Source organism: Lutibacter sp. (assembly GCF_041562875.1).
Lineage (GTDB): Bacteria > Bacteroidota > Bacteroidia > Flavobacteriales > Flavobacteriaceae > Lutibacter.
Genome location: NZ_JBFFOE010000063.1, coordinates 1 through 14,489, shown reverse-complemented (window position 1 = coordinate 14,489; position 14,489 = coordinate 1). Strand labels below are relative to the sequence as shown.

Genomic DNA, 14,489 nt, shown 5'->3' with positions numbered 1-14,489 from the left:
CTTTTTATTGTTATTGCATTTTATGATAACTACGAAATATTTATAAATTATGTTCATTATGTTTTAATATTGGTAATTGCTCATAATCTATTAGCATTAATGACCGGATTTTATTTTGCAAAAGCAATGAGGCTTTCTTATGAAAATCAAAAAACATTATCAATAGAAACTGGCATTCAGAATTCTGGTTTAGGATTATTATTAATTTTTAGTTTTTTTAACGGACTTGGAGGAATGATGCTACTTGTTGCTTTTTGGGCAATTTGGGATATTTTTTCAGGGTTAGCTTTAGCTACTTATTGGTCTAAACAAAAAATAAAAGATTAAAAATGAAAAACATTTGGTACTATATAATGAGAAGTTATATAAAAATCGGACTCTTCTTTCTACATAAAAAAATTACAATTTTCGGTAAAGAAAACATCCCAAAAAAAGGTGCAATTATATTTGTTGGAAACCATCAAAATGCTCTTATTGATGCTATTTTAATCCCAACCACTACAAATAGAGTCATTTACTTTCTTACAAGAGCAAGTGCTTTTGTAAACAAACCAGTCCGTAATTTTTTAAGTTCACTTAATATGATTCCCGTATATAGAATTAGAGACGGAATTAGCACTATTGAGAAAAATTTAGAGAGTTTTAATCAATGTTTTGAGGTTTTAAAAGATGAAGGAGCTATTCAAATATTTGCAGAAGGAAATCATGATATAAAACGTCAAATTCGTCCATTAAAAAAAGGATTTGCACGAATTATTTTGGGAACACTTAAAAAATACCCTAACTTAAAAATTCAAATTGTACCCGTTGGTTTTAATTACAATTCTCATTTAAATTTTCCAAGTAGCGTTTCCATACATTACGGAGAACCCATTCTAGCTAATAATTTAATAAATATTGAAAATCATGATGTTCGATTTTCTAAAATTATTTTTGAAGTTTCATCAGCTTTAAAAAAATTAACGCTTCATATTGAAGATTCAGATAATTATGATGAGATTATTCATAAATTAAATACCGCAAAAGTTGATTATACAAATCTTGATGAAGTAAACAAACTTGTTAAAAATATTAAAGTAACTCCTTCGAAATTAATTCCTAAAGAAAATAATTTTAATTGGCTTACTCCTATTCATTTAATTGCAAAACTAAACAGTATTTTTCCTTTATTAATTTGGAAATATTTAAAATCATCTATTAGCGATATCGTTTTTACAAATACTTTTAGGTTTGCATTAATAACAACTTTATTTCCATTGTTTTATTTAATTCAAACTGCTATAGTTTACTCTATTTTTAATTTAAAATATGCTTTAATTTATCTGGTAAGTTGTATTTTAATAGGTGTTATTTCTACAAAAACAATGACCGTTAATCAATAATTGCATCTTGTATAAACTGCTGAATTTGAGTTCTTATATTCTGCCTTATTAATTCCTTATTATCTGCAGTAGGATAAACTCTATTTGATAAAAAAACATATACAATCTCTGTTTCTGGATCAGCCCAAGTATAAGTACCCGTAAAACCACTATGCCCAAAACTTAACTCAGAAACACAACCACAAGTAGCTTTTTCATTTTTATTTATTTGTGGTTTATCAAAACCAATACCTTTTCTTACTTTTTTATCCGCATAATAACGGTGATTAAATTTATCCATTGTTTTTGGTAAAAAATATCTCTTTCCCCCATAATATCCTTTTTGCAAGTACAATTGCATTATTTTAGCAACGTCATTTGTGTTTGAAAATAAACCTGCATGACCACCTATACCACCTTGCATTGCAGCTCCCATATCATGAACATAACCTTGCACTAATTGATTTCGGTAATAATTATCTCTCTCCGTTGGCACTATACTATTCTTTGAAAACTTCTGTAATGGTAAGTAGGTAGTTTTATTTGCTCCAAGCGACTTGTAAAAATGGTTTTGTGTTAATTCATTTAAGTCTTCTTTATAATAATTTTCAATATATTTTTTAAGAATATAAAAAGATAAATCGCTGTATTTATAGCCTGCTTTTAAACGCTGATCTGCATTAACAATGCTATCCATCATTATAGAACCATAATCACTTCTCAAAAATAAATGATCCGCTACTTCAATACTAAATGTATTTGATTTTTGACCTCTATAGAATTCTGCTGAAGGTTTTTTTGTAATATTATCTAATGTATTTAAATAAAATGGAATCCAAGCCTTTAATCTACCATAATGAGAAAGCACTTCTTTAACCGTTAAATTCCTTTTGTTTGAATGCTTAAATTCAGGAATTAAATTACCTAAAGTACTTTTTAAATTTAAAGCTCCTCTTTCTTCAAGTTCCATAATAAGTGGTAGTGAAGCTAAAATTTTAGTCATAGACGCAACATCATAAATATCATCATTCCTAACAACTAATTTTTCTTCATCAGTATGAAAACCAAAGTTTTTTTGATAAACAATTTTCCCTTTTCTAGCAACTAAAATTTGTAAACCTGGAGCCATTTTTTCTTTTAGAACTACCGCAGCAAGTGAATCTATTCTGTTTAATTTTTCGCTGCTTAAACCTACATCTTCAGGAATAGAATACCCCAATCGATTTAAAGAAGTTGTCATTAAACCATGTCCTTCTGAAAACACCTTTTTTATAGAAACTGGAAGTTTCCCTTTTGTTTCAATGGCACCAAAAATCATTTGAGCAGAAATTTCTTGTGCTATTTTACTATTTTGATATGAAAGCAATAATCCGTTTATGTTCTTAAAAGTTTTCAATTGCAATAAGCTATAAGGGCTTCCAAAAATATCTAAAATAACAGTATTTGTTCTCGCTATTTCCTGTAGCCAAACCAGCTCCTTATCTTGGAATCTATAATCTTCCCAAGGGGTTAGATTGGATTTATGATACCCAACAATCACTAAATTATAAGGTTCTAACGTGGTTATTAAATCATCTAAATTTTCACTTGAAACTTCATCAACATCTGTATAGTTTTTTAGCATATTTACAAAATCACTATTTTCTGCATCACCAAGTTTAACGTACGCTATTTTCTTTTTATCTAAACTTTGAATTGGAAATACTAGCGATTCATTTTTCAAAAGCGTTATTGAATTTTCAACTAATTCTCTATGTAATAATTCATTTGAGACTAAATTTAAATCTTTATTTAAGTTCTCTAAATCAACTAACTTAAATTCATCTAAACCTGCCCAATATTTTGCTTTTAATATTTTTTGTACTGAATAATTTAATCTTTTCTCAGAAATAATTTTTTGTTCTAATGCCATTTTAATTTTAGCAACAGCTGCAGAAACATCTTCTGGAAATAATAATACATCATTTCCCGCAAGTAGAGCTACTAAATCAATTTCACCAGGCACTGAATAATTCGCTACGCCTTTCATATTTAAAGCGTCTGTAAAAATTAATCCATTAAAATTTAACTGCTCTTTTAATAAACCTGTAACTACTCTATAAGACAATGAGGTTGGTAATTCTTCATTAGGCTCTAATGCTTTTACACTTAAATGAGCTACCATAACACTAGCTAAATCACTTTTAAACATTTTTTTATAAGGATACAACTCTATTGAATCTAATCTGTCAATATCAAAATCTAAAATTGGTAAAACTTTATGAGAATCTGCATCAGTATCTCCGTGTCCAGGAAAATGTTTTGCGTTTGCCAAAACATGCTCGCTTTGCATTCCTCTAATAAATGCCAAGGCCTTTTCAGTAACATTTTCCCTGCTTTCACCAAAAGAACGATTTCCAATTATTGGATTTTCAGGATTTGTATTGATATCAACAACTGGAGCAAAATTAATATGAATTCCTAGCCTTTTACATTGCTTTCCAAGTATAATTCCATATTCTTCAATTAATTTATTGTTTCTAATAGCACCAAGTGTCATATTCCAAGGAAACCTATAGGTATTTTCCAATCGCATATTCAATCCCCATTCTCCATCGAAGCCAATTAGCAACGGAGTTTTAGTAATTGACTGATATCTATTATTTAGTAATGCTTGTTTTTCAGGAGTTCCCTGCATAAAAATTAATCCACCAATATGATAATTTTCAATTAAACTATCAATAAATATGCTATGCTCTTCATCTTTATTAGAATACGCTTGTACCATAAATAACTGACCTATTTTTTCATCAATAGTCATATTATTTAATAAAGAATCAACCCATTTTATTTGAGCTAAAGAATCTTTAGTCATTAAAGGATCTGAATTTTGCGCTCTCAAAAAAGCACAACTCAATATTACAAATATGAAGAGTTTTATTTTAATCATGTATTTAAATTGCTGAATTAAAAATTCACAGAAGTGCTTTCCTATTAATTATTTTAATAAAATATCCTATTTACAAAATAACAATACTAAATATTTTGAATTTCTAATTTATATCTTAATTATTCAACTAAATAACGTTTATGCCAACTTTTATCAGCTGTTACTTCCCAATTTTCAGCCAAACCCACCTTGGTTGAAATCATATTATTAAAAACTACCGTTTTAGAAGTTATTTTATGCTGTTTAGCAAAATTTTGAAAATCGGATAAACTCACAATATTAATATTGTCAGCATCTTTAAATGAAACATTTAATTTATTTGTTAAATCTACATTAAATTGCTTTTCTAACTCCTTTATAAAATTAACTGAAGCATCAATAGAACAACCCGAAACCTCATTATAATATTGATCAACCGCTATTATAATAAATTGATTGTATTTAATAAGATAGGATGCCTTTATTTGATCTCCATGTCCCAACCAATCATCAATAAAATCTTCCATTTTATTGATGATTATTGCTACCTCATTTTTAGAAAACTCTCTGTTAGACTGGTATATCCAAATCTTAGAATTATCTTCCAAACTTTCAAAATTCACTAACATATGTTAAAACTTTTGATTGAATTTATTTTTTAAATCATCTACAGTACTCACAATTTTTCGAGGAAATAGATTTTCTTTAATTTCTTTTAAAACTTTCTTTGTGTACAATGGAAAATCTGCATTTTGAATCCAAGAAAAATAACCTTTATCATTCTTTAAAACATCTTTAACTTTATGATTTTTATATTTCCCAAAGGTGAAAATTTCATCATCTTCATCATCAAAAAGTATAAAACCTGCAAAATCTGCTCTTTTATTAAACGTAGAATATTCATTTAAGTATTTAACATCATTCTTTAAATCATCATACTTATCAAGTTGGGCTTTTAAAATTTCATAAGTTGCAAATGTATCAGCTTCTGCAGAATGCGCATTTTCCAAACTTTCACCACAATAAAATTTATAACCAGCACTTAAAGTGCGTTCTTCTTTTTTATGAAAAATAACCTGCACATCAATTGCTACTCTGTCTTTCATATCAAAATTTACGCTTGCACGTAACATTTCTTCAGCCAATAATGGAATATCAAACCTATTAGAATTAAACCCTGCTAAATCACAGCCTTCAATTAAATCACTTACTTGTTGTGCCAATTCATTAAAAGTTGGTTCTGTAACTACCCTTTCATTAGTAATCCCATGAATATCAGAAGCTTCTTTAGGTATTTCCATTTCAGGATTCACCAACCAGGTTTTACTTTCTTTATTTCCATTTGGAAATACTTTTAAGATTGAAATTTCAACAATTCTGTCTTTTGCAATATTAATTCCTGTTGTTTCTAAATCGAAAAAAATGATAGGTTTTTTTAATTTTAATTCCATAGTATTTTTAATATAATTAAGGTGTAAATATACAATTTGTAATTTACGATTTATGGTTTTCTGTGAGATGTTTTCTTTATTTTTCAACAATAAATAAAGTGATTCTAAAATTACTCACTTCCCAATTGTTTTTTATAATTACTTATTTCCGCTTTATATTTTTGAGGTAATTCTGGTTCTTTAAAATTATAATTTTTTAAAGTTTCTACTATAATTTCTGCAACTTTTAAACGTGTAGTAAGTTTATCATCTGCAGGTATTATAAACCAAGGGGCGTTTTCTTTTGAAGTTTTATTTAATAAATCTTGATAACAAAATTGATATTCATCCCAAAGTAAACGTTCTTTTAAATCACCTGGCGAAAATTTCCAATTTTTTTCTTTTAACCGAAGTCTTCTTAGCAACCTGTTTTTTTGTTCTTCTTTAGAAAGGTTTAAAAAGAATTTTAAAACAATAGTTCCATTAGTAACTATATGTGCCTCAAAATTATTAATTTCTTCCATTCTATGATTAAAAAAAGCTTCATCTAAAACTTCAACACTTGTAGCTGCAGGAATATTTTCTCCAATAATATATTCAGGATGCACCCTAGTTACCAATACGTTTTCATAATGAGTTCTATTAAAAATACCTATTTTACCTCTTTCTGGTAAAGCAATATAATGACGCCATAAATAATCATGTTTTTTCTCCAATTCAGATGGAACTTTAAAACTTGTAACTTCAATTCCCTGAGCATTTACATCTTTAAAAACTTCCCTTATTAAACTATCTTTTCCTGAAGTATCCATTCCCTGCAAGCAAATAAGAACACTATATTTTCCTTCTGCATACATAGTATCTTGCAATTTACTCAACTGTTTTCTTAATTTTTTTAGTTTCTTCTCTGCCTTTTCAACTATTTCTTTTGTATTAAATTCACTTAAATTTATGGTGTTTGTTACTTTGTATTTACTCATATTGTTAAATTTTTGTTAAATTTTATTTTATGCTATTTTATAAATCTTATACGTTTCATTGAAATATCACCATCATAATCCTTGATTTCTATTTACATTATTTTTATCGAAAATAATAGATATTAAAGAATAACTAAAATTTTCTGACTTTAATTTCAAAATATGTTTGAGTTATTGCTAAAAATATATTCTTTTAAATTTACTTCGTTAAATTAGATAATTACCTCCATATCATAAAAACTTCTCTTTACAATTATAAATAAATAAGTTATCTATGGAAAACAAATCAAATTGACATTTATCATAGTTTTTACAACGTTTTCGTAATATCTTTGAAGATAATAAAATTACAACGTATTATTTACATATAAAATTATTAATATGGCAAAAGTTAAAGGTGCAATTGTAGTCGATAATGAAACATGTAAAGGATGTGAGGTTTGTATACCTGTATGCCCTGAAAATGTTATTAGCATGTCTACAGAAATTAATAGAAAAGGTTATCACTATGCATATATGAGTAATCCTGAAGCTTGTACTGGTTGTACAAATTGTGGGATTGTTTGCCCAGATAGAGCAATCTCAGTATATAGAGTGAAAGTTCAAGCTTAATTAATTAAACGAAAATAGAATGTCAGAGTTAAAATTAATGAAAGGTAACGAAGCTTTAGCTGAAGCAGCAATTAGATGCGGAGCTGATGCATATTTTGGTTACCCAATTACGCCACAATCAGAAGTTATTGAATATTTAATGACAGAACGTCCTGAAAACAGAACAGGAATGGTTGTATTACAAGCAGAAAGCGAAATAGCAGCAATAAATATGGTATACGGTGCTGCAAGTACTGGTAAAAAAGTTCTTACATCATCTTCAAGCCCTGGTATTTCTTTAAAACTTGAAGGCATTTCATATATGGCTGGAGCAGAATTACCAGCAGTAATAGTAAATGTTGTTAGAGGTGGTCCTGGTTTAGGAACAATTCAACCTTCTCAAGCAGATTATTTTCAATCTGTAAAAGGTGGTGGGCACGGAGATTATAAATTGTATGTTTTGGCACCTGCATCAGTACAAGAAATGGCTGATTTTGTTGAAGATGCTTTTGATATTGCATTTAAATATCGTGCTCCAGTGCTAATTCTTTCAGATGGATTAATAGGCCAAATGATGGAAAAAGTAAACCTGAAAGACCAAAAGCCAAGATGGACTGATGAAGAACTTATTGAATTACATGGAGATTGGGCTGTAACTGGTAGAAAAGGCAGAGAACGTAACATTATTACATCTTTAGATTTAGAATCAGAAAAAATGGAAGCCAGAGTTCGTAGATTAATGAAGAAATACGAGCAAATGGAGGAAGAAGATTTACGATTTGAAAAAATAAATTGTGATGATGCTGAATATTTAATCGTTGCCTATGGCTCAAGTGCCCGTATTAGTCAGAAAGCAGTTGAATTAGGACGTGCTAAAGGATTAAAAATTGGTTTATTAAGACCCATTACTTTATTCCCTTACCCAAAACAGGAACTATTTGAATTAGCTGATCAAGTTAAAGGTATATTGAGTGTTGAATTAAATGCAGGTCAAATGGTAGAAGACGTTCGTCTTTCTGTCCAATTTAAAGTTCCTGTTGAACACTTTGGTAGAACTGGAGGAATTATACATACTCCTGAAGAAATTTTAGAAGCATTAGAACAAAAAATTATAAAATAATGGACATATTAGACATTATAAAACCAGAAAATCAAGTATTTTGTAAAACAAAATTAATGACAGACACAGCGTTGTCATATTGTCCTGGTTGTGGTCATGGAACTGCTCATAACTTGGCAATGGAGGTTATTGATGAAATGGGAATTTCAGAAGATACTATAGGAGTTGCCCCAGTAGGTTGTTCTGTTTTAGCTTATGATTTTATGAATATTGACATTACACAGGCAGCACATGGACGCGCTCCTGCTGTGGCAACAGCTATTGCAAGATGTTGGCCTGATAAATATGTTTTTACATATCAAGGTGATGGAGATTTAGCAGCTATTGGAACTGCAGAAACAATCCACGCTTGTAACAGAGGTGAAAACATTGTTATTATTTTTGTGAATAATGGAATTTACGGAATGACCGGTGGTCAAATGGCACCAACAACGTTAGAAGGTATGAGATCTTCTACCTCTCCTTATGGAAGAGAAATTGACACGATGGGATCTCCTTTAAAAATGACCGAATTGATTGCAAATCTTCCTGGAGTGCAATACGTAACAAGGCAAGCTGTTCACACTCATAAACACGCTCGTAAAGCTAAAAAAGCACTAAGAAAAGCATTTGAAAATACAAGAAATAAAAAAGGACTTTCTTTTGTAGAAATAGTTTCAAACTGTAATTCAGGTTGGAAAATGAATCCAATTGAATCTAATATTTGGATGGAAGAAAACATGTTTCCTTATTTTCCTTTAGGAGATATAAAAGTTGATGGTAAATTAAAATAATAGAACAATGACAGAAGAAATTATTATAGCAGGATTTGGTGGTCAAGGTGTACTATCAATGGGAAAAATTTTAGCATATTCTGGAATAATGCAAAATCAAGAAGTAAGCTGGATGCCTTCATACGGACCAGAAATGCGTGGAGGAACTGCAAATGTAACAGTTATTTTAAGTGATGATAAAATTAGCTCTCCTTACTTACAAATATTTGATACCGCTATTATTTTAAACCAACAATCTATGGATAAATTTGAGAAATCAGTAAAACCAGATGGTGTTTTAATATATGACCCAAATGGTATTTCTCATCCTCCAACAAGAACAGATATTAAAATTTTTCAGATTGAAGGTACTAAATTGGCTACTGAAATGGGAAATAAAAAAATATTTAATATGGTTATATTAGGTGCTTTTCTGAAAGTAAAACCTATCGTAATTTTAGATAATGTTATAGAAGGTTTAAAAAAATCATTATCTGAACGTTACCATCATTTAATCCCTTTAAATAAAGAGGCTATTACAGTAGGAATGAATAATGTAATACCATTAGAAATTTCTGAAACAATTTTATAAATTCAATTTTAATTGTTGTTTAATCTTTAAATCGGTTACTTTGTTGTATTCTTATAACAAAATAATCGATTTTTTTTATGGCATCAATTTTAATAACTGGAGGTACGGGTCTAATTGGTAAACATCTTTGTAAATTACTTAAAGATAAGGGATATAAGGTTACTGTATTAAGTAGAAACCAAGTTGTAAAACCAAGTACTTTTTTTTGGAATATAGAGACCGATTATATTGATACTAAAGCAATTTCTGAAGCGAATTACATCATTCATTTGGCTGGTGAAGGAATTGCAGATAAACCATGGACAAAAGAAAGAAAGCAAATTTTAATAAACAGCAGATTAAAATCTACAAATCTATTATTTAAAAAAGTAAAAGAATTGAACCCAAACCTAAAAGCATTTATTGCTGCATCAGGCATTGGGTATTACGGTGCAACAACTTCAACTAAAATTTATGAAGAAAATGATGTCTCAGGAACTGACTTTCTAAGTGAAATATGCAGGCTTTGGGAAAACTCATCATTACAGTTTAAAACGATCAATATAAGAACCGTTATTTTTAGAACCGGTATTGTATTATCCAACGAAGGTGGTGCTTTTCAAAAAATTAGCAAACCAATTAAATTAGGACTTGGAACTGCTCTAGGAAGTGGAAAACAATATATGCCTTGGATTCATATAGAAGATCTATGTAATATGTATGTTAAAGCTATTGAAAATATAGAACTTAATGGTATTTACAACGCTGTTGCTCCTGAACATATTACCAATAGTGAATTAACTAAAAGTATTGCAAGAGCGATTCAAAAACCTCTTTGGATGCCAAATATACCTCGCTTTATTTTAAAAATTGCATTGGGTGAATTAGCTGTAATTTTACTAGAAGGGAGTCGCGTTTCTTCTGAAAAAATTGTTACAACTGGATTTAAATTTAAGTATCCAACCTTAACTAAAGCGTTACTTAACTTACTTAAATAAGCTCAATTTTTAATTAAAAAGGTAACTCTTTTAAATTATTTCCTGAACATTTATAATTTTTACTTGTGCATATTATATTTTCACAGGTGCTTTTTTATATTGTTTTTAAAGAGACTATTAAAATTAGCCCATGTTATTTATGAAATTAACTGGCTACTGTAAAAAAGAATGAGGTTAATTAACTTAATGTTAATCGTTAATAAGTTTATCTATAATTCTACTTACAGGTAAAATTTCTTTGGTATGTTCTATACTTGGTCCAGCAACCCAAACTGTTTTATAAGTAGCCTTTGTTGCCGCATTGGTAACTGTATTTGTACCAATCATAAATCTAATTAGTTTAACCCATTTCTTTAACTTTTTGTTTTTGTTTAGAAATGATTCAATCCAAGATTGTTTAGTTCCAATTTTTTCTACATAAGGTGTTTTAATAACCGTACAAGGTGTACCAGAAATACGTTCGGTCATGATAATATCTTTAGCACCAAACTTAACACACGCTTGTTTGTATTCTTCAGTTACACCTGCTTCTACAGAAGCAATAAAAGGACTTCCAACTGAAACTCCTTCAGCACCAAAACTTAACATTTTATCAATATCAACTCTACGCCCTACTCCACCAGCTGAAATTACTGGAATTGAACAATTTGAGGCTATTAATTTAATTAACTCTTCCGCATTCATATTACCTCTATGACCACCAGCTTCATTATTTACGGCTATAATAGCATCAGCACCCAAGCTTTCAACTTTTTTAGCGAAACTTAAATCTGTTACATCACAAAAGACCTTAATATTATGCTTATGTGCTTGCTTAATAGTTTCTTCCGGACTTCCAAGTGAGGTAATTATAAAATCAACACCTTCATCACAAAGTATTTCTAATTGCCTTAAATACTTTATGTTTGATTTATTTACAATTAAATTAAAACCGTACGAACCACCTTCAACTTTAGCTGCTTTTAATTCTTTTAAAGCCAATCTCAAATCTTCTTCATTTCTATAATTTAAAGCCGGAATACATCCTGCAATTCCAGCTTTCATAGCCTCTATAACCATTTTAGTATTAGATACTAAAAACATTGGTGCTTGAATTATTGGGTATTTAATATTTAAAAGATTGTTTAATTTGGCTGATTTCATTTTATTATTTTTTCAAATATAGGAAATTGTTATATCTTTTTTAAACTCCTTTTTAATACAATGACAAAAAGGTATATTTGTTAGCTACTTTTTTAAAAAACAAAACGTGCTTTCATAAAGAAATAATAAATATAGAAATGAATATAACAAAACAAAAAACACACTTACTTACTTCAAAAAAACTTGTTGGATCAGTAACCTCCATAGAAAAAAATACTGCAATAGTAACTTTAAAAATTACTAAAGAAATGGTTGTTGACTCATTTAACCTAACACACGGAGGGTTTGTTTTCGGCTTGGCTGATTATGCTGCGATGGTAGCAATTAATGAGCCTACAGTTGTTTTAGGCAAAGCAGAAGTTAAATTTATGAAGCCTGTTATTATAAATGAAGAATTAACAGCTAAAGCAACAATCTCTGAAAGAGTAAACGAAAAAAAAACAGTAGTAAACGTACATGTTTCTAATCAAAAAAATGAACTTGTTTTTGAAGGTAATTTTGTATGTTTTGTTTTAGAAAAACATATTCTTGAAAAATAGATAATTTACTTTGATCTAAAACCAAAAAAACGCCTCCAATAAGGAGGCGTTTTAAAAATATATTCAAAAGAAATTATTTATCTTCTTTCACTTCTTCAAAGTCAACATCTTCCACATCATCACTTTCACTTTTAGGTTGAGCATCACCAGCATCTCCTGTTGGAGCACCTTGAGCTTGACCTTCTTGTTCTGCTTTGTACATTTCTTCACTTGCTACTTTCCAAGCTTCATTAATTTTTTCCATTGCAGCATCAATTTGTGCAATATCTTTAATCTCATGAGCTTTTTTCAATTCAGTAAGTGCTGCTTCAATTGGATCTTTTTTATCAGCTGATAATTTTTCTCCAAACTCTTTTAATTGTTTTTCTGTTTGAAAAATCATAGAGTCAGCTCCATTGATTTTTTCAGCAGTTTCTTTTGCAGCTTTATCTGAATCCGCATTTGCTTCAGCATCAGCTTTCATTTTTTTGATTTCTTCTTCAGTTAAACCAGAAGAAGCTTCAATTCTAATGTCTTGTGTTTTTCCTGTAGCTTTATCTCCAGCAGTTACATGAATAATACCATTAGCATCAATATCAAAAGTTACTTCAATTTGAGGCGTACCTCTTTGTGCTGGTGGAATACCATCTAAATGAAAACGTCCAATAGTTTTATTATCTGCTGCCATAGTACGTTCGCCTTGCAACACGTGAATTTCTACTGAAGGCTGATTATCAGCTGCCGTTGAAAATACTTGCGATTTTTTGGTTGGGATAGTTGTATTGGCTTCAATTAATTTAGTCATTACATTCCCCATCGTTTCAATACCTAATGAAAGTGGTGTAACATCTAACAACAATACATCTTTTACATCTCCTGATAAAACTCCTCCTTGAATAGCTGCTCCAATTGCAACAACTTCATCAGGATTTACACCTTTTGAAGGTGTTTTTCCGAAAAATTTCTCAACAGCTTCTACAACTGCAGGAATACGAGTTGAACCACCTACCAAAATAACTTCATCAATATCACTGGTTGATAAACCGGCTGCTTTCAATGCTGTTTTACAAGGCTCAATAGTTCTTTTAATTAAATCGTCTATTAATTGTTCAAATTTAGCTTTTGTTAAACTACGCACTAAATGCTTTGGTCCACTTGCAGTTGCAGTTACATAAGGTAAATTAATTTCAGTTACTGCAGAAGATGATAATTCTATTTTTGCTTTTTCAGCAGCTTCTTTTAAACGTTGTAATGCCATTGGATCCTTACGTAAATCAATATCTTCATCAGCTTTAAATTCAGCAGCTAACCAGTCAATAATTTTTTGATCAACATCATCTCCACCTAAGTGAGTATCACCATCTGTTGATAATACTTCAAAAACACCGTCTCCTAACTCTAATATAGAAACATCATGTGTTCCACCACCAAAATCAAAAACAACAATTTTTTGATCTACACCTTTTTTATCCATACCATAAGCCAATGCCGCAGCAGTTGGTTCATTTATAATACGGCTTACTTTTAAACCTGCAATTTCTCCAGCTTCTTTAGTTGCCTGACGTTGTGCATCGTTAAAATATGCTGGTACAGTAACAACAGCTTCTGTAACTTCAGTTCCTAAATAATCTTCAGCTGTTTTCTTCATTTTTTGAAGAATCATTGCTGAAATTTCTTGAGGAGTATATAATCTTCCGTCAATATCTACACGAGGGGTATCATTATCTCCTTTTACAACTTTATAAGGTACGCGTTCTGCTTCCATTTTAGACTCAGAATATTTATTACCCATAAAACGTTTAATTGAATAAACAGTTTTTAAAGGATTAGTAACTGCCTGACGTTTTGCAGGATCACCAACTTTTCTTTCACCACCTTCTATAAATGCAACAATTGAAGGCGTTGTTCTTTTTCCTTCAGCATTAGGAATTACCACAGGCTCATTCCCTTCCATTACAGAAACACATGAGTTGGTTGTTCCTAAATCTATTCCTATTATTTTACCCATAACTTTACTATTTTATTTTTTGTTCTTATTTTTTTTAAACTACAACTTCAAATAGTCAATGATTATGCCATTGAAAAAAATATGTCAACTTGTCACAATTAAAAAGAAT

At 29.8% G+C, this 14,489-nt stretch carries 14 protein-coding genes; 8 read left to right on the top strand and 6 right to left on the bottom strand.

The genetic code is table 11. From position 1 onward, the window contains the following. Together ABY863_RS09450 and ABY863_RS09445 are read left to right on the top strand one after the other, a co-directional pair. On the top strand, positions 1-327 hold a 327-nt coding region (locus tag ABY863_RS09450), incomplete at its 5' end, for a bile acid:sodium symporter family protein (RefSeq protein WP_372794178.1). A 2-nt stretch (positions 328-329) separates the two neighbouring features. Continuing rightward, a complete protein-coding gene (locus tag ABY863_RS09445) occupies positions 330-1,382 on the top strand; it encodes a lysophospholipid acyltransferase family protein (RefSeq protein ID WP_372794176.1) in 1,053 nt (350 codons plus the stop codon). Here the strand turns inward: ABY863_RS09445 and ABY863_RS09440 are convergent. The 4 genes from ABY863_RS09440 to ABY863_RS09425 form a co-directional block, all read right to left on the bottom strand. After that, complete coding sequence (locus ABY863_RS09440; protein WP_372794174.1) at positions 1,372-4,290, bottom strand: glycoside hydrolase family 3 N-terminal domain-containing protein; 2,919 nt, start codon at positions 4,288-4,290, stop codon at positions 1,372-1,374. The genes ABY863_RS09445 and ABY863_RS09440 overlap by 11 nt on opposite strands. A 119-nt stretch (positions 4,291-4,409) precedes the next feature. Beyond that, positions 4,410-4,898: an ABC transporter ATPase gene (locus tag ABY863_RS09435; RefSeq protein WP_372794172.1), complete on the bottom strand. Its 489-nt coding sequence runs from the start codon at positions 4,896-4,898 to the stop codon at positions 4,410-4,412. A 3-nt stretch (positions 4,899-4,901) separates the two neighbouring features. Next, positions 4,902-5,720, bottom strand: coding sequence for an exonuclease domain-containing protein (locus ABY863_RS09430; protein ID WP_372794171.1), 819 nt, complete (start codon positions 5,718-5,720; stop codon positions 4,902-4,904). Between the two features lie 110 nt (positions 5,721-5,830). Continuing rightward, positions 5,831-6,679: a PPK2 family polyphosphate kinase gene (locus ABY863_RS09425; protein ID WP_372794169.1), complete on the bottom strand. Its 849-nt coding sequence runs from the start codon at positions 6,677-6,679 to the stop codon at positions 5,831-5,833. Positions 6,680-7,060: 381 nt separating this feature from the next. On the opposite strand from ABY863_RS09425, the gene ABY863_RS09420 reads away from it, so the two are divergent. The 5 genes from ABY863_RS09420 (at position 7,061) to ABY863_RS09400 (ending at position 10,711) form a co-directional block, all read left to right on the top strand. Then, positions 7,061-7,291 (top strand): ferredoxin family protein, encoded by a 231-nt coding sequence (locus ABY863_RS09420; RefSeq protein WP_372794167.1) that lies wholly within the window; start codon positions 7,061-7,063, stop codon positions 7,289-7,291. A gap of 19 nt (positions 7,292-7,310) precedes the next feature. Then, positions 7,311-8,390 (top strand): 3-methyl-2-oxobutanoate dehydrogenase subunit VorB, encoded by a 1,080-nt coding sequence (locus tag ABY863_RS09415; RefSeq protein WP_372794165.1) that lies wholly within the window; start codon positions 7,311-7,313, stop codon positions 8,388-8,390. After that, positions 8,390-9,163: a thiamine pyrophosphate-dependent enzyme gene (locus ABY863_RS09410; protein WP_372794163.1), complete on the top strand. Its 774-nt coding sequence runs from the start codon at positions 8,390-8,392 to the stop codon at positions 9,161-9,163. Before ABY863_RS09415 ends, ABY863_RS09410 begins: the two co-directional genes overlap by 1 nt. A 7-nt stretch (positions 9,164-9,170) precedes the next feature. Next, positions 9,171-9,734 (top strand): 2-oxoacid:acceptor oxidoreductase family protein, encoded by a 564-nt coding sequence (locus tag ABY863_RS09405; RefSeq protein WP_372794161.1) that lies wholly within the window; start codon positions 9,171-9,173, stop codon positions 9,732-9,734. A 77-nt stretch (positions 9,735-9,811) separates the two neighbouring features. After that, positions 9,812-10,711: a TIGR01777 family oxidoreductase gene (locus tag ABY863_RS09400; RefSeq protein ID WP_372794159.1), complete on the top strand. Its 900-nt coding sequence runs from the start codon at positions 9,812-9,814 to the stop codon at positions 10,709-10,711. Positions 10,712-10,900: 189 nt separating this feature from the next. Here ABY863_RS09400 and ABY863_RS09395 read toward each other — a convergent pair whose 3' ends face one another. Further along, positions 10,901-11,854, bottom strand: a complete 954-nt coding sequence (locus ABY863_RS09395) for an NAD(P)H-dependent flavin oxidoreductase (RefSeq protein WP_372794157.1) — start codon at positions 11,852-11,854, stop codon at positions 10,901-10,903. A 137-nt stretch (positions 11,855-11,991) separates the two neighbouring features. Between ABY863_RS09395 and ABY863_RS09390 the strand changes: the two genes are divergently transcribed. Continuing rightward, positions 11,992-12,393 (top strand): hotdog fold thioesterase, encoded by a 402-nt coding sequence (locus ABY863_RS09390; protein ID WP_372794155.1) that lies wholly within the window; start codon positions 11,992-11,994, stop codon positions 12,391-12,393. A gap of 73 nt (positions 12,394-12,466) precedes the next feature. Here ABY863_RS09390 and dnaK read toward each other — a convergent pair whose 3' ends face one another. Next, entirely contained in the window at positions 12,467-14,380 is a 1,914-nt protein-coding gene (gene dnaK / locus ABY863_RS09385; RefSeq protein ID WP_372794153.1) for a molecular chaperone DnaK, read from the bottom strand. Positions 14,381-14,489: the final 109 nt, after the last annotated feature.